20 protein-coding genes are annotated in these 21,848 nt (G+C 38.4%); 13 read left to right on the top strand and 7 right to left on the bottom strand.

Features of this window, described 5'->3' with window-relative positions; genetic code table 11:
* Positions 1-6 precede the first annotated feature (6 nt).
* The 4 genes from QPK98_RS01005 to QPK98_RS00990 form a co-directional block, all read right to left on the bottom strand.
* Positions 7-3,072 (bottom strand): aminotransferase class III-fold pyridoxal phosphate-dependent enzyme, encoded by a 3,066-nt coding sequence (locus QPK98_RS01005; protein WP_310991159.1) that lies wholly within the window; start codon positions 3,070-3,072, stop codon positions 7-9.
* A 499-nt stretch (positions 3,073-3,571) separates the two neighbouring features.
* A complete protein-coding gene (locus tag QPK98_RS01000; protein WP_310991158.1) occupies positions 3,572-3,982 on the bottom strand; it encodes a hypothetical protein in 411 nt (136 codons plus the stop codon).
* A 251-nt stretch (positions 3,983-4,233) separates the two neighbouring features.
* Positions 4,234-4,386, bottom strand: coding sequence for a hypothetical protein (locus tag QPK98_RS00995; RefSeq protein ID WP_310991157.1), 153 nt, complete (start codon positions 4,384-4,386; stop codon positions 4,234-4,236).
* A 433-nt stretch (positions 4,387-4,819) separates the two neighbouring features.
* A complete protein-coding gene (locus tag QPK98_RS00990; RefSeq protein ID WP_341769331.1) occupies positions 4,820-5,299 on the bottom strand; it encodes an ORF6N domain-containing protein in 480 nt (159 codons plus the stop codon).
* A gap of 319 nt (positions 5,300-5,618) precedes the next feature.
* On the opposite strand from QPK98_RS00990, the gene rlmN reads away from it, so the two are divergent.
* From rlmN to dnaG, 6 genes are all read left to right on the top strand, one after another.
* Positions 5,619-6,659 (top strand): dual-specificity RNA methyltransferase RlmN, encoded by a 1,041-nt coding sequence (rlmN, locus tag QPK98_RS00985; protein WP_310991156.1) that lies wholly within the window; start codon positions 5,619-5,621, stop codon positions 6,657-6,659.
* Between the two features lie 81 nt (positions 6,660-6,740).
* Complete coding sequence (locus QPK98_RS00980) at positions 6,741-7,718, top strand: polyprenyl synthetase family protein (RefSeq protein ID WP_310991155.1); 978 nt, start codon at positions 6,741-6,743, stop codon at positions 7,716-7,718.
* A 135-nt stretch (positions 7,719-7,853) separates the two neighbouring features.
* On the top strand, positions 7,854-8,420 hold the full coding sequence (locus QPK98_RS00975; protein WP_310991154.1) for an RNA polymerase sigma factor: 567 nt from the start codon (positions 7,854-7,856) through the stop codon (positions 8,418-8,420).
* Complete coding sequence (locus QPK98_RS00970; RefSeq protein WP_310991152.1) at positions 8,407-9,183, top strand: hypothetical protein; 777 nt, start codon at positions 8,407-8,409, stop codon at positions 9,181-9,183. The genes QPK98_RS00975 and QPK98_RS00970 overlap by 14 nt, the downstream gene beginning before the upstream one ends.
* A 121-nt stretch (positions 9,184-9,304) precedes the next feature.
* Entirely contained in the window at positions 9,305-10,384 is a 1,080-nt protein-coding gene (locus tag QPK98_RS00965; RefSeq protein ID WP_310991150.1) for a hypothetical protein, read from the top strand.
* A 142-nt stretch (positions 10,385-10,526) separates the two neighbouring features.
* The gene (gene dnaG / locus QPK98_RS00960) at positions 10,527-12,485 is read left to right on the top strand and encodes a DNA primase (RefSeq protein ID WP_310991149.1); all 1,959 of its coding nucleotides are present in this window, start codon (positions 10,527-10,529) and stop codon (positions 12,483-12,485) included.
* 82 nt (positions 12,486-12,567) lie between these two features.
* On the opposite strand, the gene nadE is transcribed toward dnaG, so the two are convergent.
* Positions 12,568-13,356 (bottom strand): NAD(+) synthase, encoded by a 789-nt coding sequence (gene nadE / locus QPK98_RS00955; protein ID WP_310991148.1) that lies wholly within the window; start codon positions 13,354-13,356, stop codon positions 12,568-12,570.
* A 196-nt stretch (positions 13,357-13,552) separates the two neighbouring features.
* Between nadE and gldB the strand changes: the two genes are divergently transcribed.
* Both gldB and gldC read left to right on the top strand, forming a co-directional pair.
* On the top strand, positions 13,553-14,509 hold the full coding sequence (gldB, locus tag QPK98_RS00950; protein ID WP_310991147.1) for a gliding motility lipoprotein GldB: 957 nt from the start codon (positions 13,553-13,555) through the stop codon (positions 14,507-14,509).
* The gene (gene gldC / locus QPK98_RS00945) at positions 14,509-14,850 is read left to right on the top strand and encodes a gliding motility protein GldC (protein ID WP_310991146.1); all 342 of its coding nucleotides are present in this window, start codon (positions 14,509-14,511) and stop codon (positions 14,848-14,850) included. The genes gldB and gldC overlap by 1 nt, the downstream gene beginning before the upstream one ends.
* A gap of 20 nt (positions 14,851-14,870) precedes the next feature.
* On the opposite strand, the gene yihA is transcribed toward gldC, so the two are convergent.
* On the bottom strand, positions 14,871-15,476 hold the full coding sequence (gene yihA / locus QPK98_RS00940) for a ribosome biogenesis GTP-binding protein YihA/YsxC (RefSeq protein WP_310991145.1): 606 nt from the start codon (positions 15,474-15,476) through the stop codon (positions 14,871-14,873).
* Between the two features lie 80 nt (positions 15,477-15,556).
* On the bottom strand, positions 15,557-16,321 hold the full coding sequence (locus QPK98_RS00935; RefSeq protein WP_310991144.1) for an alpha/beta fold hydrolase: 765 nt from the start codon (positions 16,319-16,321) through the stop codon (positions 15,557-15,559).
* 204 nt (positions 16,322-16,525) lie between these two features.
* On the opposite strand from QPK98_RS00935, the gene mraZ reads away from it, so the two are divergent.
* From mraZ to QPK98_RS00910, 5 genes are all read left to right on the top strand, one after another.
* On the top strand, positions 16,526-16,999 hold the full coding sequence (gene mraZ, locus QPK98_RS00930) for a division/cell wall cluster transcriptional repressor MraZ (RefSeq protein ID WP_310991143.1): 474 nt from the start codon (positions 16,526-16,528) through the stop codon (positions 16,997-16,999).
* Complete coding sequence (rsmH, locus tag QPK98_RS00925) at positions 16,986-17,882, top strand: 16S rRNA (cytosine(1402)-N(4))-methyltransferase RsmH (RefSeq protein WP_310991142.1); 897 nt, start codon at positions 16,986-16,988, stop codon at positions 17,880-17,882. Before mraZ ends, rsmH begins: the two co-directional genes overlap by 14 nt.
* Positions 17,883-17,940: 58 nt before the next feature.
* A complete protein-coding gene (locus QPK98_RS00920) occupies positions 17,941-18,273 on the top strand; it encodes an FtsL-like putative cell division protein (protein WP_310991141.1) in 333 nt (110 codons plus the stop codon).
* A 114-nt stretch (positions 18,274-18,387) separates the two neighbouring features.
* Complete coding sequence (locus tag QPK98_RS00915) at positions 18,388-20,388, top strand: penicillin-binding protein (RefSeq protein ID WP_310991140.1); 2,001 nt, start codon at positions 18,388-18,390, stop codon at positions 20,386-20,388.
* Complete coding sequence (locus QPK98_RS00910) at positions 20,385-21,848, top strand: UDP-N-acetylmuramoyl-L-alanyl-D-glutamate--2,6-diaminopimelate ligase (RefSeq protein ID WP_310991139.1); 1,464 nt, start codon at positions 20,385-20,387, stop codon at positions 21,846-21,848. The genes QPK98_RS00915 and QPK98_RS00910 overlap by 4 nt, the downstream gene beginning before the upstream one ends.

The following is a 21,848-nucleotide window of genomic DNA, read 5'->3' as shown; positions in this document are numbered from 1 at the left end:
TTTAAATTACTTTGGTTCTTGGTTAAAACCGAACGCCATAAAATCCTCCCCAAAAACGGTTTTTAGTCTAGAAATAAGCGCTTCCGCATTGGCTTTATTGAAAACCATAGCTGGCTTAATTTTTAAAACGTTATGGTCTGGACCATCAATGCTCATTAAGATCCCGAGTTGCTTCATTCGGTTGGTCAAATAGGAAGCCTGCTCCGGTAAGGGGTTTTTATTGGAGTCATTTAGTTCAAAGCCTAAGAACAAACCTTCGCCCCGCACATCGCCAATGATAGGAAATTCTTTTTTTAGATTTTGTAATTCACTTTTTAAGAAACCTCCCACTTCCAAAGCATTTTGCTGTAGGTTTTCAGTTTCAATAACTTCTAGCACGGCCCTTCCTATGGCACAAGAAACTGGATTTCCACCAAAAGTATTGAAATACTCCATGCCGGTATTGAATTTTTCGGCAACTTCTTTTGTGCAGGCAACTATTGCTAGTGGATGGCCATTTCCGGCCGGTTTCCCCATGGTTACAATATCTGGTTGAATATCGTAAAGTTCAAATGCCCAAAAACTTTTCCCCATACGTCCAAACCCAGTTTGAACCTCGTCTGCAATACAGATTCCGCCAGCTTCGCGAACGTGTTTATAGACTTCGTTAAAATAATTTTTTGGAGGAACAATTTGTCCACCGCAACTAATCAAGGTCTCTCCTATAAAACCAGCAATTTCTTTATTTTCAGCTTTTAGACTATCAATAATTTCCTTGGCGTGATTTGCGTAACGAAGTCCGCAATTTTCTCCTGAATACTTTCCGCGGTAAGGATCTGGAAGCGGAAGAATATGCGTGGTTTCCGGTTTTGGGAATCCGCCTTCCCCTTCAAATTTGTAGGAACTTACATCTGTTACGGCGTTTGTATTGCCGTGGTAGCCTACTTCTATCGCCAGCATATCTTTATTGCCGGTTACGGTTTTCGCCATTCGCAACGCAAGTTCATTGGCCTCACTGCCCGAATTCACAAAATGGATTACCGATAAGTGCGATGGCAGCTTTTTTAATAAGGCTTCAGCATAAGTGATAATTTCTTGGTGTAGATAGCGTGTATTCGTATTTAAAACTGCCATTTGTTTTTGGCCAGCGGCAACCACTTTTGGATGTTGATGCCCTACATGGTTTACGTTGTTTACGGTATCGAGATATTTTCGGCCTTTATTGTCAATAAGAAAAACCCCTTCGCCGCGAACAATGTGTAGCGGTTCATCATACGAAAGACTCAAGCCTTTTCCAAGATGGTCTTTTCTGAATCTAATCATATTTTGTTCTTCCTCATTATGAGATGAACTTGAAGCTTCCAATTCTTCTTTAAAAATAAAATTTGGGTTTGGGCAGATGCTTTTCCAAACATCAACTTCTGAAGGTAAAGCTACGCCATTAAAGTTTTCGTTATTACCCAATAAATCTAAAACGAGTTGAAAATGAAGGTGAGGTGCCCAATTGCCATTTTCATTTGATGTGCCCACGTAAGCAATGAGGTCGCCCTGTTTAATTTTTTGTCCAACCGCTAGAATATCTAATGATTCCAAGTTTAAATGCCCATAAAGCGAATAGAACTTGCCAGTTTCAAAATCGTGCTCCAGAATTAGCATAGGCCCATAATCCTTATCGTTATTGTTGTGGTGTATGATTTTAACAGTACCGCCAAAAGGAGCGTGAATAGGCGTTTGTGCGGGAACCCAAAAGTCGGTTCCCAAATGTATGGTACGGTATTGTGTACCGTTGTTTCCTTCATTTTTAAAAGCTTCAGTTGCGTAAAAATGACGTGGTTCCAAGTAGCCGTTTAATACAATGCTTTTTGGGTGTTGTTTTCGAAATTGCTTCAATTTAAATTCGGCAAGCTCAGGATTGCTATATTCCGATGCGTTGCCAAGTAATGTACTGCCAACACTCATGTCTATATTTACAATTGTTTCACAAGAAATAGTTGGAAAGATTGTTTTTAAATGGATTTGATTGTTTTTTGACCACTTAGAAAAATCTTCTTCCAATGGATGGGGCGTGTAACCACAAGCATTTCGAAAGGAATAGTGCGCGAAGTTTTCATCTATGGCAAACCATTTCTCCAACAAATCCCAGGCTGGCTTTTCGCTGATAATAAAATATTTATCATTTGGGAATTCCGCCTTTTTTATTGAAGCACTTGTAACCGTTACAACCAAACGCATTCCCACCAAGGTGTAAAGGCATTGCAATTCGGCTTCAGAAAATCGATACTGCTTGTTATATCCGCTAATTACGTCTAAAGCGGCCGTAAGCGGATCGGGGAGGTGCATGGTTGCATAAGCCAAAACAATGGCCAAATCATTTACCGTTTGTGTAAAAACAGTATCGCCAAAATCTAAAATACCAGAAATTCTTGGTGATTTTAAATCTTCGGAAACCAAAATATTATAATCGTTCAAGTCGTTATGGACTATAGATCTTGGCAGATTTTTATAAATAGGTTGAATTTCAGAAAATCTTTTTTGAAAATGTTGAATTATCTCTTTCTGCTTGCCCGAAAACCGATTTAAATGAGGTTCGGTCCAAGAAGAATTTGCCAAGTCCCACTCTAAATCTCGTGTTGCGGCGGGATGATTTTTTATTTGCTGAGGCATAAAATCTTGTAATGCCATTGTTAAACTTCCGGCGGCTTTTCCTAAATTGTTTCGCAAGCTTTCCGTTTTAGGGTTCACACTTGCCCAAAGTCGCCCGGGAATCCAAGTGAGTAAACGGGCCCACTTATTATCACCTAATTCTACTAAGGAATTCCCACTATTGCCTGCAATTACGGCTGAAGTTTGAAAACCTAGTTTTTTATGGGACAGATGTTCCAGAATTTTAACCTGAAAGTCTAGCTGTTCTTTATAATCGCTTGTTGATTTGGTAGCTGAAATCGAAGTAATTTTTAAAAGAAACTTTTTGGCGTCATCCGTTTTGAGAAGAAAATTTTCATCCTCGTAACCTTCCAATTTTGTTGCTTTCGCGGTTAAATTATAGTTGTTTTTAGCAAGCTGTGAAGCTTCTTGGGGTGTGGTTTTAGACATAGGTTTTTTGGAAGATGGTTTAGGAACAAAATTACTGAAAAATGCTTACTATTCTAAGGCTTTTCGTAAGTTGGCTGCGGGACGCTCGCGGTAGCGGGGGAGTACTACCCATACCGCCAAATTTGTACTTGTACAAAACCAACGGTTTTACCACACTTCTAGTTATCGCGAATATCTATCATCTAAATACCATATATAATACAACTGAAACCAAATGATAGAAAAAATCAGAATAACATAAAATGCTTTATTACCGGACTCCATTTTTAATTTGAGAATTCGAATTATTAATATAATACTTTGGATAATCATTAATACGAATAAAATAAACCAAAATGTTACATAATATTCGTATGGAATTTTATTAAATAGTATGGTGTCAAAAATAAAAACAGTTACTATTATTGGAAAAATGCTTAATAATATTTTTTGTGAAAAATTAAATTTTTTTGCACCTGTTGACATAATCTTGTTTTATTTTTTTTGAAATCATTTGCTACTATTGCCATCCACATTGTTCTAACAAATACTTACCGATAGGTCCTCCTAAAAATAATGAAGTTAATGAAATCAACTCAATTGTAATTGTTATAAAAAGACTGATCTTTTTGCTTTTAAAAAACATAGGTTTCATTTTAATAACTTTTTCTTTTCGATTATCCCATTCATAAATCTTCAACATTAAAAAAATACACCCAAAACAAACGGAAATAAAAATCCAAGCAGGAGGAGGAGAACAAAATAAAGAGATGTATATAGAGTCAACTAATAATGCAAAAGGAAAACCAATTATTGTTCCTAAAATTATAGTCGGTTGATTAGAAGGAGAAATATTTTTTAAGAGTAAATTATACTGTAATTGTGTGTAATAAAATAATACATCTAAAAAAATAAATACTTTATTTCTCATAAATTGATTTCTGTATTTTTTTGAATGTCATAGCCCACTTAGTTATTCTAACCCCCGCTGGTGCGCGATTGCATCGCGTTCCTTTCCCAATTTTGATTCTTCATTCTCCTCCATAATATCGAAAAACCACAATACCATCCAACAATCACCCTCTGGGCGCGATTGCATCGCGTTCCCCCGTTGGGACGGATGCTGATTCTTTACACTTCTAAAGATCAGATGGATATGGTTGGCTATAATGCACCATGCAATTATTTCCATCCCTTTTCCTTTTGGCAATACGAGAGACTTTGCAATAAAATATCCTTGTATTTATTGCGGGTAAAAACATCAAGCCATTCCACAACGGCGAAACTTACAAAATAAAGCCCTTCTGGATTATGGAATTTATAGTTGCGGCTCATATTATAAAGGTAGTATTTTTTCTCAATATCAGGATTAATGCAAGGAGCCAACTGAAATGGAGATTAGAAGAGATGGAATATGGCCACTTCATTAAAATGTTGGAGACCACACGATGCAATCGTGCGGGAGCGGGGGCGTTGTTAGTATATTGAAAGCCATCCATATAATCCGTGGTGGTTATAGTTGTGCCATCGGTTACATTTTTCTTTAACTTCATTCCCGTGGCATCCCGCCAAAAAATGGGCGGGCAGGCATAAAAATAGGTAATTTTTTCTGCTACTTAAAACTATTGCTGCGTAACAGGAATTTAGCTAGTTTGTTGCGGAACACGAGCGGGACGCTCGCGCCAGCGGGAACTTTACGGAATACTGCTTTATCAACTTTTGACGCATTCTGTAAAATGTCTGGGTTTTTTGCCCTGGGGAGTTTTGATTACTTTTTATCAGGTTTGTAGCCTATTCGTTTTCGGGGTTCTTCATTCTCTTTTTTATCGATAAGTTCGTCCAGATAGTTGAACACAAGCTGGATGTTCTTGCCATGGCTGGCCAGTTTCTTTTTGATCTCTTCGATTTCAAGCTTTAGGTTCAGGGTGTCCGTGAGCACTTCCCTTATTTTTGTGAACACACGGATAATCTGGATGTTTACCTTTATGGCCGTTGGGCTGCCAAGTACACTTGAGAGCATCGCAACACCTTGTTCGGTAAACGCCATTGGCGCATATCTTGTGCCTCCCCAGCTTGAGGTGCCAAATTGGCTCCTCAAGTCATTGAACTCTTGGTCGTCAAGCTCGAACATAAAATCTTCGGGGAACCGTTCGCTGTTCCTTCGTACCTGTCTTTTTAACTGTTTGGTCTCTACTGCGTAGAGTTCCGCCAGATCTCTGTCCAACATTACTTTTTGTCCTCTTATCAGATAGATTTTACTGCTTATTATTTGCTCTGGGATAGTAATCTCTTTGCTTATTTGTTTCGTGTTTTCAGTTCGTAAAAATAATATTTAAATTATAGGTGGTCGCAATATGCGTCCACCTAAATCACTAATTAGGGGTAACAGGAATTTAGCTAGTTTGTTGCGGAACACGAGCGGGACGCTCGCGCCAGCGGGGCTTCTGTAACCTCGGAAGCATCGCGTTTTCTGCCTCAGCACTGCTTTCAAACCTTAATGGTAAGCGTAAATACTTCTAATATACTCAAAAAATGGCTGTGTGCTTTAAAAATAGTAATTTTGCAGCATGATTGCAGATAAAAAAGACATACGCGCCCTTTCAAAAGAAGAACTTAGAAGCTTTTTTGTAAGTATTGGCGATAAGGCTTTCCGGGGAACGCAGGTTTATGAATGGTTGTGGAGCAAAGGCAGTCATACTTTTGACGAAATGACCAATATTTCAAAAGAAACCCGTGCGCATCTCGATGAAAACTTTGTGATTAACCATATTAAGGTAGATCATCTTCAAAAAAGTAATGACGGTACCATTAAAAATGCCGTCAAGCTTTTTGACGATTTCGTCGTGGAATCGGTGTTGATTCCCACCAAAAAGAGAACCACCGCTTGTGTATCTTCCCAAGTGGGTTGTAGCTTGGATTGTACGTTTTGTGCAACGGCAAAGTTAAAACGAATGCGAAACCTAAACCCTGATGAAATCTACGATCAAGTGGTTACTATAGACAAGGAAAGTAAGCTTTATCACGATAAACCCCTTTCCAATATCGTTTTTATGGGGATGGGCGAACCGCTTATGAACTATAAAAACGTGTTGGAGTCCATTGAAAAAATCACTTCGGATGAAGGCTTGGGAATGTCGCCTAAACGAATTACGGTTTCCACTTCGGGCGTACCGAAAATGATTAAAAAACTGGCAGATGATGAGGTTAAGTTCCATCTTGCCGTTTCACTGCATTCCGCCGTTCAAGAAACTCGTGAACAAATTATGCCATTTGCAAAAAAGTTTACCCTGCAAGATCTTCGCGAATCCTTGGAGTATTGGTATAGCAAGACTAAACGCAAAATAACCTATGAATATATTGTTTGGAAAGGAATAAACGATACTTGGAAAGATATTGAAGCTCTGATTGCGTTTTGTAATTATGTGCCTTGTAAAGTGAATATTATTGAATACAACCCAATTGACGATGGCCATTTTCAACAAGCGGCATCAACTGCAATTGACGATTATATAGAAGCCTTAGAGCACAATCGCATTCCGGTAACGGTTAGAAGGAGTAGAGGAAAGGACATTGATGCGGCCTGCGGACAGTTGGCAAATAAGCAATAATGTAGATTATTTTTCGCTTTTGTTTTTTGGATGAAACTTACTGGTAAAATCATGCTCTAATTTAACTATCTTTGAGCCTTTATGAAGATAGTTTCCCGCATCAAGCTTCCCATTGAAAAAGAAATGGAACTTTTTGAGAAAAAGTTCTCTGCATCCATGTCTTCCAAAGTTTCCTTGCTGAACAGAATTACCCATTACGTGGTAAACCGGAAAGGAAAACAGATGCGGCCCATGTTTGTGTTCCTTATTGCAAAAATGACTGGTGATGGCAAAGTGAACGAACGTACGTATCGTGGGGCTTCGGTTATTGAACTTATCCATACAGCCACTTTAGTGCATGACGATGTGGTTGACGATAGCAACCGCCGCCGTGGGTTTTTCTCCATAAATGCGCTTTGGAAAAACAAGATAGCCGTACTTGTTGGCGATTATTTACTTTCAAAAGGGCTGTTGCTTTCCATAGATAATGACGATTTTGATCTTCTTAAAATTATCTCCGTTGCCGTTCGTGAAATGAGTGAGGGCGAACTGCTTCAAATTGAAAAAGCCAGAAGACTGGATATTACCGAAGATGTTTATTTTGAAATAATCCGTCAAAAAACTGCCACTCTTATTGCTGCTTGTTGCGCAATGGGCGCGCGGTCCGTGATGGCTCCAGATGCCGAAGTGGAAAAAATGCGAACCTTTGGTGAGTTGATAGGTACTGCTTTTCAAATTAAGGACGATTTATTTGACTACGGAAATGAACACATTGGTAAGCCTACGGGAATTGACATCAAGGAGCAAAAAATGACACTCCCCTTAATATATACGCTCAACAATTGTACTTCTGAAGAAAAAAAATGGCTTATCAATTCGGTTAAGAATCACAATAAAGACAAAAAACGGGTTAATGAGGTCATCGCTTTTGTAAAAAAGAATGGAGGTCTAGACTATGCGGTTTCAAAAATGAAGCAATATCAACAAGAAGCCCTTGAGCTTCTAGAAACCCAGCCCGCTTCCCCTTACAAAGATTCACTGGAACTTATGGTGAATTATGTTATTGACAGAAAGAAGTAAACTTGTTAATTCCCCATTGATTACGTTATTTCTACAATCAGAAATTCGAAACCAGAAACTTTTTTACCCTTCAGGCAACCTTTTCTTCAAAACCTGCGTCTATATAAATAGAAGCCTTAAGCAGCGAAGCCTATTTTGAAAATTATACCACTACATAAAAACTATTCAAAATTAATTGAGAAAGCGTCTAACGGAAATCGCCGAGCGCAGCAACAATTGTTTGAAATGTTTGCGCCAAAAATGCTCAGTGTTTGTAGGCAATATTTAAAAAATAATGATCTGGCCGAGGAAGTGATGCTTTCCGGTTTTCTGAAAATGTTCACGTATTTAAGTAGTTTTAAAAACGAAGGTAGTTTTGAGGGATGGATTCGTAGGATAATGGTCAATGAGTCAATCTCACAACTTAGAAAGGACAAGAAATTACATTTTATTTCTGAAACAGAAATTGAGAATTCAGTAGATCACTCCACCTTTATTGACAGTGCTTTGGAAGTAGCTGAAATTCAAAAAATGATAGACAGCCTTCCAGATGGTTATAAAACGGTTTTTGTGCTTTATGCTGTAGAAGGCTATAAGCACAGTGAAATTGGCGAACTGCTTGAGATAAGTGAGAATACATCAAAATCGCAGCTTTTTAAAGCACGGAAAATGCTTCAAAATATGGTTAAACAACAAAACAATATGAGTTATGGCACCTTATAAATTAGAAGACAACATACGCAAAAAACTAGAGAGAAGAGAGCTAGAGCCCTCTGTAGGTGCTTGGGGTAAACTGGAAGCAAAGCTAGATGAGCAACAGCCAAAAAAGAAAGCTAGAGGTTGGTATTATATAGCTGCGAGTTTTATAGGAATCTTAGTATTGGTCTCCGTTTTTTCTAGTCGAAACAACGAGGGTCAAAAAGATCAAATTGTAAATGAAAGTATAGAACGTCAAGGTATAGAACGTCAATCTGAAAAAATAATCAAGAATGCTAAGCCCGAAAAAATTGCTTTTGATGAAGTTGATTCAGAAATAGATAATACGAAATCAAAGAAAGGCAAAAATGCAGATTTGATAAGGTCAGTTCAACAGAAAGAGAGTGCGGTTAAGAAAAAATTCAAGAAGAATAAAGTGATTGCAAAAGCTACAGATAAAGCTGAAGATCTGTCGGCAGAATCGGTAATACATAACTCGAAGGAGGATGAGGTGCTTTTTAACCAGAAAATAGATGAAGTGACGGCATCTATAAAACAACTGCAAGAAACTAACTCAGAAGTAACCGCTAGAGAAGTAGAGCAACTGCTTAACGACGCCCGGCGTGAAATTCAAACCCAACAAATACTGAGTAGCTCTAAAGTAGACGCTATGGCATTGCTTCAGGATGTGGAATGGGAACTTGAAAAAAGTTTTCGTGACAAAGTTTTCGACGCCTTAGGCGAAGGCTTTAGAAAGATTAGAACTGCGGTTATAGAAAGGAACAACTAGGTAAAAATATCCTTGAGAACATTATAGTGAGTACAGTCGAAATACATTCGAGAGGAACTTTTTGCTTTATACTTAATAAGTAACAAATATTCACCACCAGTAATTAAAAAATCCAATCATTATGAAATCATTAATCACATTTTACATGACAATTACCTTCTGGGTTTTGGCGAGTATCTTTGCTCAGGCTCAAAACGAGGACGTTTCAAATTCAACCCAAACACTTGACGATTTAAAAGAGCAGATTGTACAGGAGGAAAAAGACGCATTAAAATTTGAAGTAGAGGATGTTAATTCACGTTTAAGAAGTGAGGTGATAACAGAAAAAGAAGCCGAGGTCCTAAAGAAAGCTGCCGCTGAAAAGCATGCGTTAAACATAGAGAATCGATTGGCTATCGTAACCAACCAAATGGAACTGGCTAAACGAAATGGTGCCGACTCTACAAAAAAAGCTGGAACACGTATTGTTTTTGGGTTAGGGCAAGAAGATCTTGATAATGATATAATCTTTGGATTAAAGGTGCAAAACAATAACTCTGAGCACGAAAAGCCTAAATATGACCGGCGGACGACCTCAAGCTTTGTTTTAGCCTTTGGTTTAAATAATGCTTTAACAAGGGGAAAGTCTCTGGAAGATTCCGATTTTAAAGTAGCAGGAAGTCGTTTCTTTGAATTGGGTTGGGCATGGAAAACACGCGTTTTCAAAAACTCTAATTGGCTGCGGATAAAGTATGGTCTGGCCTTTCAATTCAATGGCCTAAAGCCAACGGATAATCGTTACTTTGTAGATGCGGGCGAAGAAACTGAGTTGCAGACTTATCCATTAAGACTTAAAAAGTCGAAATTCCGAATGGATAATTTGGTTGTGCCAATCCACTTTGAATTTGGCTCTTCAAAGAAAACTGAAATGGAAAATTACTTCAGGTACTCAACAGCCAATCATTTTAAAGTAGGTCTGGGAGGTTATGCAGGAATCAACCTTGGAGCACGCCAAAAACTTAAGTTTGAGGAAGAAGGTGAAAACAGAAAACAAAAAATAAAAGCAAATTACAACACCAACAATTTTATCTACGGATTGAGTGGTTATATAGGTTGGGGGAGTGCTTCAATTTATGCAAAGTATGATTTAAATACGTTATTCAAAAATAACTCAGTAGATCAACGAAATATTTCATTAGGTCTAAGACTCGATTTGGATTAGCTAAAAATATTTTAAATTTCGTTTGTTTATTTTTAACCTGCAAGGTTTCCAAAACCTTGTAGGTTTTTCGTTCTTAATATTCCTATTTTTACACATTCAAAAATGAAAACAGATAGCAGATAACTGAAAACCAATAACAAATTTGATAGCTAGAACCACCATAGATAATGTTTTTGAAACCGCCCGAGTAGAGGAGGTTATTGGCGACTTTGTACAGCTAAAAAAGTCTGGGAGTAATTTTAAAGGGCTCAGTCCGTTTACTGATGAGCGCTCCCCGAGTTTTATGGTTTCTCCAGTAAAGCAAATTTGGAAAGATTTTAGTAGTGGCAAAGGCGGAAACGTGGTTTCATTCTTAATGGAACACGAACATTTTACCTATCCGGAAGCCATAAAATTCCTCGCCAAAAAATACGGAATTGAAATAATAGAAACCGAACAGACTGATGAGGACAAGAAACAGGCAAACGAACGTGAAAGCCTGTACTTAGTTAGTGAATTTGCAAAGGAGTATTTTCACCGTACGTTGTTAAAAACAGAAGAAGGTAAAGCCATTGGGCTTTCATACTTTAAAGAACGCGGTTTTTCTGAAGAGACAATTACAGAATTTGAACTTGGTTATTCGCCCGATTCGTGGGATGCGTTTACAGGTCATGCGCTTAAAAAAGGGTATAAACTTGAGTTTCTTGAGAAAACGGGTCTTTCCATTGTAAAAGCCGAAAAACAATTTGATCGGTTTAAAGGAAGGGTAATGTTCCCTATTTTGAGCATGAGTGGCCGCACCCTCGGTTTTGGTGGGCGAATCTTGACATCTGATAAAAAAGCGGCCAAATACCTAAACTCTCCTGAAAGCGACATCTATCATAAAAGTAAGGTGCTTTACGGAATTTATCATGCCAAACAAAGCATTGCAAAAGAAGACAATTGCTATTTGGTTGAAGGATATACCGATGTAATCCAGTTTCATCAAACGGGAATACACAATGTGGTTTCCTCTTCGGGAACGGCATTAACCTCTGAGCAAATTCGCTTAATAAATAGGCTGACCAAGAATATTACTGTTCTTTTTGATGGGGATGCTGCAGGGCTTCGTGCCTCCTTGCGTGGTATAGACCTTATTTTGGAACAGGGCATGAACGTTAAAATATGCACGTTTCCCGTAGGTGAGGATCCCGATAGTTTTTCGCGAAACAATTCACTGGAAGAACTGAACTTATATTTAGAGGAAAACACCAAGGATTTTATCACATTTAAAGCTTCTTTATTAGCTTCTGAAGCAAAGAACGACCCCTTGAAAAAAGCGGAGACTATCCATGATATGGTTAATAGTATCGCGAAAATTCCAGATGTTATAAAACAGGAGGTCTATGTAAAAGAGTGTTCTCGAATTATGGATATTTCGGAACAGGTGCTTTTTAATACGCTTGCACAAATCTCTAAAAAAGATAAAAAGGAAGCGGCTAAAAAAACTACTTCAAAACAAGAGGCTTTCGAGGTAATCCCTTCTGAAAAAAAGGTTGAAAAAGTAGATGTTCAATTTCAACTGGAGCAAAAAATAATTGAATTGCTATTGCTTTATGGAGGTTTGGAAGAAGAATTTGAAGAGTTGATAATGGATGCCGATGAAAAGGGAGAAATTAGCTTTAGTCCTGAAAAGCACAAGTCGCGCGTTTACGAAAAAATATATCTCGATCTTCAAGTGGACGAAATTGAGTTTACCAATTCAAAGTTCAAGGCTTTGTATCTTGAACTTATCACTCGTTTTAACTTAAACCCCGAGGCCAAGGCTGAAAATTTCATCAATGAGCTAGAGCCGGAAATGGCTACGGCAGTCACCCATGTGTTGATGGAAGAAGAGCGGTATTTGCTGCACGATTGGGAGCGAATGGAGATTTATGTGAAGGAAAAAGACCAGACTATTGGTCAGATTGTTAGTGAAACTATTTTGAGTCTTCGTCGCCATCTGGTCTCACGAAAAATTAACGAGCTTTCCGAAACTATAAAGCAAGACAATGACATTGAAAAAGAACTCGTATTGCAGGAGATTATTGATTATATCAGTCTAAAAAAAGTGCTTTCCGGTCAGCTAAATCGAGTGTTGTAAGCTGTTTAAACTAGGTTTATTACATCAAACAATATTGTCAACAAGCTATATTTATCTTTTTAAATTCTTTTATGTAGGGCAGCTATTTTAATTCAGGTGGAATCGTACAAACCGGAATCGGGTTTACCTTGTGTTGATTGGCTTTATTGAGTCTTGTGTAAATATCAAAAACTACTTTTTGCCTTCCGGAAAAGTCGGAAGTGGTTTTTTCTTGTTCGCTCATTTTCATGGCCCACTCAAGTTCGTCATAGCTGGCGCCAAGCTGATCTTCATCAGAACGGCTATCGCCAAACAAGCCATCAGTTGGGGCGGCTTTTAATATTGAGTCTGAAACTCCTAATTCTTCCCCTATTTTGTAAACCTCGCTTTTCATTAAATCGGCAATTGGGCTTATATCCACACCGCCATCGCCGTATTTTGTAAAAAATCCAACGCCAAAATCCTCAATTTTATTACCTGTTCCAGCAACAAGATATTGATGCAGTCCTGCAAAATAATAAAGCGTGGTCATTCGTAATCGTGCCCGTGTATTAGCTAGGGAGAGGTCCAAAAAACTGTCGTCTGTGGTTTGCGGTACCTGGGTTCTAAATTGTTCAAAAACCGAGGTCAAGTTTACTTCAGTATCGCTTACATTAGGATACTTTTTCTTTAAGTGTGCAATGTGTTCTTTCCCGCGGGTAACTTGGTTTTTTGCTTGGTGTATTGGCATTTCAACGCAGAGGGTGCGCAGTCCGGTTTTTGCACAAAGTGTCGAAACTACGGCCGAATCTATTCCGCCGCTAATTCCAATGACAAAGCCGTTGGTCTTCGCATTTATGCTGTAGGTTTTTAACCAATTTACAATATAGTCTATTACTTTTTCTGATTTCATTTCCAACTAATTTTTAAATAATTGCAATAGGTAGGGGCGTCATGTCGTCATTTTTTAATTTTCCAAATTCCCAAAACATTTTAAACCCTTAAACTTTTAAACTCATCGGGCAATAAAGTACCTTTGCACCGGAAAAGTTGTTAAAGATAAAATTAATAAAAGGGAATCGCGTTTACCAACTGTAACATTTTTTATTATGAGGTATTTTTTGGGTCTTCTTTTAGGAATATTGCTTGTTTCATGCGGTAATGAAAATAAGGTAGAGGAGGAAATCAGTAAAATTCCGATGGATGTTAAAATAGTTCGTTTTGACAAGGAATTTGCCGCGGCTACCCCAGCAGATTTGCCACAGCTTAAAGCTGAATTCCCTGCTTTTTTCCCGAAGCAATACCACGACAGCCTTTGGGTTCAAAAGTTGGGCGATACGCTTCAAAATCAATTAGAAGATGAGGTGATACAGGCGTTCCCAGATGATAATACATTGACTAATGTTATAACTCCGCTGTTTCAGCATATAAAATATTATTTTCCAAAATTTGAAACGCCCCAAGTGTTCACCACTACTTCTGATGTTGATTACCGCAATAAAGTAATTCTTACCGATAGTATGTTAGTAATAGGGCTGGACAACTATTTGGGCAGTGAACATCGGTTTTATGAGGGCATTGACAGGTATGTTGCTAAAGAAATGCAGCCCTCCCAAATTGGTCCTGATATTGCCGATGCCTACGCCCGTCATTATATAAAACCGCCTAATCGTGGTTCGTTTCTGGGGCAGCTTATTTATTATGGAAAACAACTTTATTTAAAGGACCTATGGCTCCCTAACAGCTCTGATGCAGAAAAAATAGGCTATACGGAAGCGGAATACGCTTGGGCGGAAGAGAACGAACTTTATATGTGGCAGTACTTTGTAGAAAGAGAAATGCTGTACAATACAGATCCAAAGTTGGGAGCGCGGTTTATTAATCCGGCACCATTTTCAAAATTTTATTTAGAAATAGACAATGAATCTCCCGGCATGTTGGGACGCTATTTAGGCTGGAAAATTGTTCGGGCTTATATGGAAAGAAATAATACCAGTGCTCAGCAATTAATGGTTACTGATGCTGACGAAATATTTAAAAATTCAAAATACAAACCAAAGAAATAATGGCAGTAAAACATACTTCTGAAATACGATTAAACGTAGGACTTGACGAAAATAAAATACCGGAAACTATAAACTGGACCGCGGAAGATGGTGGTATCACTGATGAAGAAACAAAAGCGGTAATGCTTTCTGTTTGGGACAATGCTCAAAAGGAATCGCTCCGCATTGATCTATGGACCAAGGATATGCCGGTGGACGAGATGAAGATTTTCTTTCACCAAACCTTGAGTGCTATGGCAGATACCTTTGAGCGCGCTACCAACGATAAAAAAATGAGCGCCACCATGCGCGATTTCTGTGAGTATTTTGCAGAGAAGCTGGAGTTGAAACGAGAGGATTGATTCTTTAAACTGAATAAGCTTTATCGCTTTACTACATTGTGGTTTAATTCATCAATATAATTCAAAACCTCGTCTCTTCCTTGGGAGTTGCTGGCCGATGTAATAAAGTATTGGGGCATTTCTACCCAAGTTTCTAGCATTTTTTCGGTATAGGTTGCAATATTCCGATCCAGGGCCTTCGGCTTTAGCTTGTCGGCCTTGGTAAAGATAATATTGAACGGAATTCCGTTTTCGCCCAGCCATTGCATAAATTCAAGATCTATGGGTTGTGGATTATGGCGACTATCCACCAAAACAAAGGCGAGAATCATTTGTTCACGTTCTTCAAAATACTTCGTGATAAACTGTTGAAATGTCTTTTTGGTATTTTTTGATACTCGTGCATAACCGTACCCAGGCAAATCTACTAAAAACCAGTTTTTATTAACTAAAAAATGATTGATGAGCTGTGTTTTTCCGGGTCGTCCTGAGGTTTTGGCTAAACTTTTGCGCAGCATCAGCATGTTGATAAGCGAGGATTTTCCCACATTGCTACGACCAATAAAAGCGTATTCCGGCAAACGGTCTTTTGGGCATTTTGCAACATCGCTGTTGCTCATTACAAATTCCGCCGTCTTTATATGCATTTTTTTAAGTTATGAGGTGTGAATAAATCAGGAACTAGTGTTCAGTAGTCAGTATTCAGTGTTCAGTAGTTAGTAATCAGTTAGTACTTTCTTTTTTGCAACCATGCATATAGGAGGTCGTTAAACTCCTTAGGGTGCTCCATCATTGCGGCGTGGCCACATTTATCAATCCAGTATAGATCTGAATCTGGTAGAAGTTCATCAAATTCAACGGCCACATCGGGAGGTGTAACACTATCGTTTTTTCCCCAGATTATGCAAGTGGGTGTATGCATTTTTGGCAAATCTTTTGCCATGTTGTGACGGATGGCACTTTTGGCTATTGCAAGTGTCCGAATAAGTTTGTTTCGGTCGTTTACCGATTCAAAAACCTCATCTACAATTTCTTTAGTAGCAACTGCTGGATCGTAAAAAACGTTTTCGGCTTTTTTCTTTATGTATTCGTAGTCGCCTCGTTTGGGGTAACTTTCGCCCATTGCACTTTCGTAGAGCCCAGAGCTCCCGGTTATGACCAACGCTTTTACTTTTTCAGGATACATTTTAGTGCAGAGTAACCCAATATGGCCGCCAAGGGAGTTTCCGAGTAAAATAACTTCGCTATAGCCCAAATGATCAATAAACTGCGCTACATATTTAGCAAAATTCTTTACTGTGGTGCGTAATAAGGTCATTTTATAGATTGGCAATTCTGGGATTAATACCTTATAACCCTTCGGGGGAAAGAAGTCCGCAACGCCATCGAAATTACTCAAACCACCCATTAACCCGTGTAGGATAACGATTGGGGTGCCTTCGCCTATTTCTAAATATGAAAATTTTCCTTCTTTTTTTAAATGTCCTGACATGCTTGATTTCTGCAAATTAGAAAAACAAAAGTAAACAAAATTATTTCATACAGTCTAAATAAAATAAGGCTTTGTTGTTCAGTATTTTGAATTTGAGTGATTTCTGATGTGGTAAAACTTATCAACAATGTGGTAGATTGTGGGAAATTGTGGTAAAAGTTATATATATTTGAATCAAGAAATTACAAACCGGAAATTTCCACAATGCTCAATCTAATAGGCACATACGAATGTAAAGCAGACGTAAAAGGACGCGTCATGGTGCCTGCGCCGTTAAAAAAACAGCTAGCTCCGGTTATGGCAGATGGGTTTGTGGTAAAGCGTGCGGTGTTTCAGCCGTGTTTGGAAGTGTATCCTATGAAAGAATGGGATGCCTTGATGTTAAAAATGGGCGAACTTAACCGGTTTAATCGTAAAAACAACGATTTCATTAGAAGGTTTACGGCTGGTGTAAAAATGGTGGAGCTTGATTCAACAGGTCGCTTATTGATCCCTAAGGACCTTCTTTCGTTTGCGGGAATAAGCAAGGAGTTAGTGGTTTCTTCCGCAATAAATATTGTGGAAATATGGGATAAAGACAAGTATGAGCAGGCTATTGATGATGCTGCAGACGATTTTGCCGATTTGGCCGAAGAAGTAATGGGTGATAAAAACGACGATGACAATGGAGTATCATAATCCAGTTTTACTGAAAGAAACTGTTGCTGGCTTGAATATTAAACCTGATGGGGTTTACGTAGATGTAACCTTTGGTGGCGGTGGACATTCGCGTGAGATTTTAGCGCAATTAGGGCCTGATGGAAAACTCATTGCCTTTGACCAAGATAAAGATGCGCTGGCAAATACTATTGAAGATCCACGGTTTTTATTGATCAATCAGAATTTTCGGCTTATGAAAAAGTTTTTGCGATTTCATGGGTATAAAACGGTTGATGGGATTTTGGGCGATTTTGGAGTTTCATCGCATCAATTTGATGTTGCTGAGCGTGGCTTTTCAACCCGGTTTGAGGCCGACTTAGATATGCGGATGGATCAAGATAGTCGTTTTTCTGCATTTACAGTAGTAAACAAATATGACGAGGCCGATTTGAAAAATGTGCTTTCAAGTTATGGTGAACTGCGAGCCGCAGCTGGAATGGCCCGAGCAATTGTGCAGGCCCGAGAAGAAGAAAAAATTAAAACAAGCGACCAACTTAAACAAGCACTCCGTAAATTTTTGCCGGCGCATAGAGCAAATAAAATATTGGCTCAAATTTATCAGGCCATTCGCATTGAAGTTAATCAGGAGCTTGAGGCTTTAAAGGAGTTTTTGTTGCAAACCAACGAGGTTTTGGAAGCTGGAGGGCGAATAAGTTTGATTAGCTATCATTCTCTTGAAGATAGGTTGGTAAAGCGTTATATCCGCAATGGTTTGTTTGAAGGAGAGCCAGAAAAGGATGTTTTTGGACATTTTGAAGTTCCTTTTAAAGCGGTGGGAAAATTTATTATTCCGTCCAAAGAAGAGATTAAAGCAAACAGTCGTGCTAGAAGTGCCAAACTGCGGATTGCTGAAAAAATATAAGTGGAAGTTAAAAGATTAAAGCAAGCCTGCTGAAGAAGTAGGGGAAATATTGCAAATAGTGAAAGACAGTTTTTATAACATAATAAAAGGGAAATTCTTGGTTAGTGATGATGCGCTTAAAAACTGGCGGTTCATCATTTTTCTTTCGTTCCTCGCTTTGGTGATGATCGCTAGTTCGCACAATGCCGATAAAAAGGTGCATAGAGTTTCCAAGTTGAACGCTGAGGTCAAGGAGTTGAAAAGTGAATATGTAGATGTGCGGATGATATTAATGCAATCGCGCATGGAAAGTAAAATAATAGCGGCAATGGAAAACAGGGGTTTGAAGCCTTCTGTAACACCGCCCAAAAGAATTAGAATCATAGAAAAGAAAGAAAAAAGCAAACAATAGAGAGAGTGGAATAAAGAAAATAAAGTGGTTAAACACTTTTTAAATTTTTACTAACAACTAACAACTAACAACTAACAACTAACAACTAACAACTGAACACTGCGCACTGAAATAATGGCTATTGAAGAAAAAAACATATTGAATCGTATTTACTTAGTTGCAGGACTAATGTTCTTGTTTGCGCTTGCTATAAGCATTAAGTTGATAAACATTCAGTTTGTAGATGGCGATAAGTATCGGGAGCTTGCAGAAAAGCATACCGTAAAAAACTTCGTTATTCCTGCCAATCGCGGAAATATTTATGCAGATGATGGCAGTTTGTTGGCTACTTCAGTGCCCAAATACGATATTCGCTTTGATGCTATTACCGCTTCCTCTAAAGATTTTAAAGAAAATTTGAAGCCGCTTTCTGAAGGCTTGAGCGCAATGTTTGGGAAATCTGTTTCGCATTATCAAAACAAATTGCGAAAAGCCCGAGCCGATAAAAACAGGTATCTGCTGATAGTTAAGAATTTAGGGTATTCAGATTATATAAAGGTGAAAAATTTGCCACTTTTCAGAAAAGGACCTTATAGAGGCGGGATAATCGTAGAGCAACGTACCGTTAGAGAACATCCTATAGGGAAAATTGCCCAGCGCACGGTTGGTGACGAAGCCTATGACAGTCCGGGAACTTATACTGTAGGTTTGGAGGGTGCCTTTAATGATATGCTAACCGGAAAGGAGGGTCACCGGCTAAAACAAAAAATTGCAAAAGGACAATGGAAGCCAGTTTATGATGAAAATGAAATAGAGCCGCAAGATGGATTGGATGTTGTTTCTACTATCAATGTAAATATCCAGGATATTGCCCATCACGCTTTATTAAAGCAGTTGGAGTATTATGAAGCAGAACACGGCACGGTTATCCTTATGGAGGTTTCAACGGGAGCAATAAAAGCAGTTTCTAACTTAGGAAGAACTTCGTCTGGCGGATATTACGAAAAATTAAACTATGCCGTTGGGGAGGCTCATGAACCTGGATCTACCTTTAAAACTATGGCGCTTATGGCTGCATTGGAAGACAAGGTAATTGATACTAGTACAGTAATAGATACTGGTAACGGCAGAAAAGTTTTTTATGGTAAAGCCATTCACGATGCGCACTATGGGGGATTTGGAAAGATTTCGGCAGCAAAGGCGCTGGAGGTTTCTTCTAACATTGGCTTAGCTACCATTGTAGATGACCATTATGCTAAAAATCCAAATAAATTTATTAATCGCTTAAAAAGTTGGAATCTGTTAGAAAAGACTGGTGTCGCAATAATAGGCGAGGGGGAGCCCATGATACCGCAACCCGGCGGAAAGAATTGGAGTAGAAATGCCCTGCCTTCTATGTCTTACGGTTATGGTTTGCACCTTACGCCGCTACAAATTTTGAACTTTTATAATGCCATTGCTAATGATGGGGTAATGGTAAAGCCGCGGTTTATAAAAGAAGTTCGCAAATGGAATAAAAAGGTTAAGGTTTATGATACCGAGATTACCAATCCGAAAATATGTTCAGATGAAACCTTAGGAGCCATTCAAGAAATTTTAAAAAATACTGTTGAGCGTGGTACGGGAAGATCGCTTTATTCGCCAAGCTTTTCTATGGCAGGAAAAACGGGAACTGCACAAACCGAATACTGGATGCCTGATTGGTCTAAGAACAGACGCTATATTTCTTCTTTTGCAGGATATTTTCCAGCAGATAACCCTAAATATTCCTGTATAGTAATCGTACATAAGCCAAGTATAAAAAAAGGTTTTTATGGTGCCGATGTTACGGGACCAGTTTTTAAAAGAATTGCCCAAAAGGTATTTACAGAATCTCGAAATATTGATGCCGTAGAAGAAATTGAAAAAGCAGACCCTAGAATAGAAAAGGACTTTCAGAAATACTATTCCAAACTGCAAAAGCCAGGAGCTGTAATTCCGAATGTTACCGGAATGGCTGGAATGGATGCTATTTCACTATTAGAAAATCTAGGGCTTAAGGTTCAGGTAGTGGGTAATGGTACAGTTGCCAAACAATCTATAGAATCTGGCGAAACATTAAAAAAAGGACAGCAAATAACATTAAACTTAACGTGATTGTACTAAAAGACATATTATATAAGGTTACACTTGAAAAGGTTGTTGGAAACACCTCTATTGCTATTAATAACTTGGATTTTGATTCAAGAAACATCGCGCTAAACGATGTGTTTGTTGCAATTAAGGGAGCTGTTTCTGACGGGCATGAATTTATAAAAAACGCTGTGGATCAAGGTGCGCTTGCAATTATTTGTGAAGCCTTACCCGCAGAAATAATTAATGGAATTACCTACGTGCAAGTAACCGATTCGCATAAGGCTTTGGCTATTATGGCAGCCAACTTTTATGGAAATCCGTCAGAAGAATTAAAACTTGTTGGAATTACCGGAACTAATGGGAAAACGACTATTTCGTCATTGTTATATCAACTTTTCAAAAAAGCTGGACTTGCAGCGGGCTTGCTATCTACTGTAAAAATTATGGTAGATGAAACCGAATATAAAACTTCACTTACAACTCCAGATTCTTTGACCATCAATAAATATTTACGAGAAATGGTTGATGCCGGGGTTGAGTTTTGCTTTATGGAGGTGAGCTCGCATGGCATTCATCAAAAGCGAACCGAGGCGCTCGAGTTTGTGGGTGGTATTTATACAAACCTCTCTCACGATCATTTAGATTACCACAAGGATTTTGCAGAATACCGCGACATAAAAAAAACTTTTTTTGATCAATTGCCTAAAACCGCATTCGCTCTGGTAAATGCAGACGATAAAAATGGAGCGATAATGCTTCAAAATACAAAGGCGAAAAAACATACCTACGCATTAAAATCGTATGCCGATTACAAAGCTCAAATTTTAGAAAGTCAGTTTACGGGGCAGTTACTAAAAATAAACAATCAGGATGTTTGGGTAAAATTGATAGGAGATTTTAACGCGTACAATCTATTGGCAATTTATGGAGCTTCCCAGCTTTTGGGATTGAAGGAGCTTGAAGTTCTTCAAATCTTGAGCACCTTAGAAAGTGTTGATGGTAGGTTTCAATATTTAATTTCTGAAAAGAAAGTTGCTGCAATTGTAGATTATGCCCATACACCCGATGCCTTAAAAAATGTGCTGGAAACGATTAATAGTATCCGTACGGGTAATGAGGAGGTTATAACCGTTGTGGGCTGTGGTGGCGATCGTGATGCAACTAAGCGCCCAATAATGGGGAGTATTGCATCATCGTTGAGCACTAAAGTGGTTTTTACCAGTGATAATCCAAGAACTGAAAACCCAGATAAAATTATAGAACAAATAGAAACAGGTGTGCCAGCCGAACACTATAAAAAAACAATCGCTATTACAAACCGAAAGGAAGCAATAAAAGCCGCCTGCCAGATGGCCCAGGAAAATGACATTATTTTAATTGCTGGTAAAGGTCATGAAACCTATCAGGATGTAAATGGAGAACGTTTAGATTTTGATGATTTTAAAATAGTAAATCAACTTTTAACCGCCTTAAACAAGTAA

This window comes from Aequorivita marina (genome assembly GCF_031631895.2).
Taxonomy (GTDB): Bacteria; Bacteroidota; Bacteroidia; order Flavobacteriales; family Flavobacteriaceae; genus Aequorivita; species Aequorivita marina.
The sequence above is the reverse complement of the archived record's forward strand: the minus strand, read 5'-3'. Positions and strand labels throughout refer to the sequence as shown.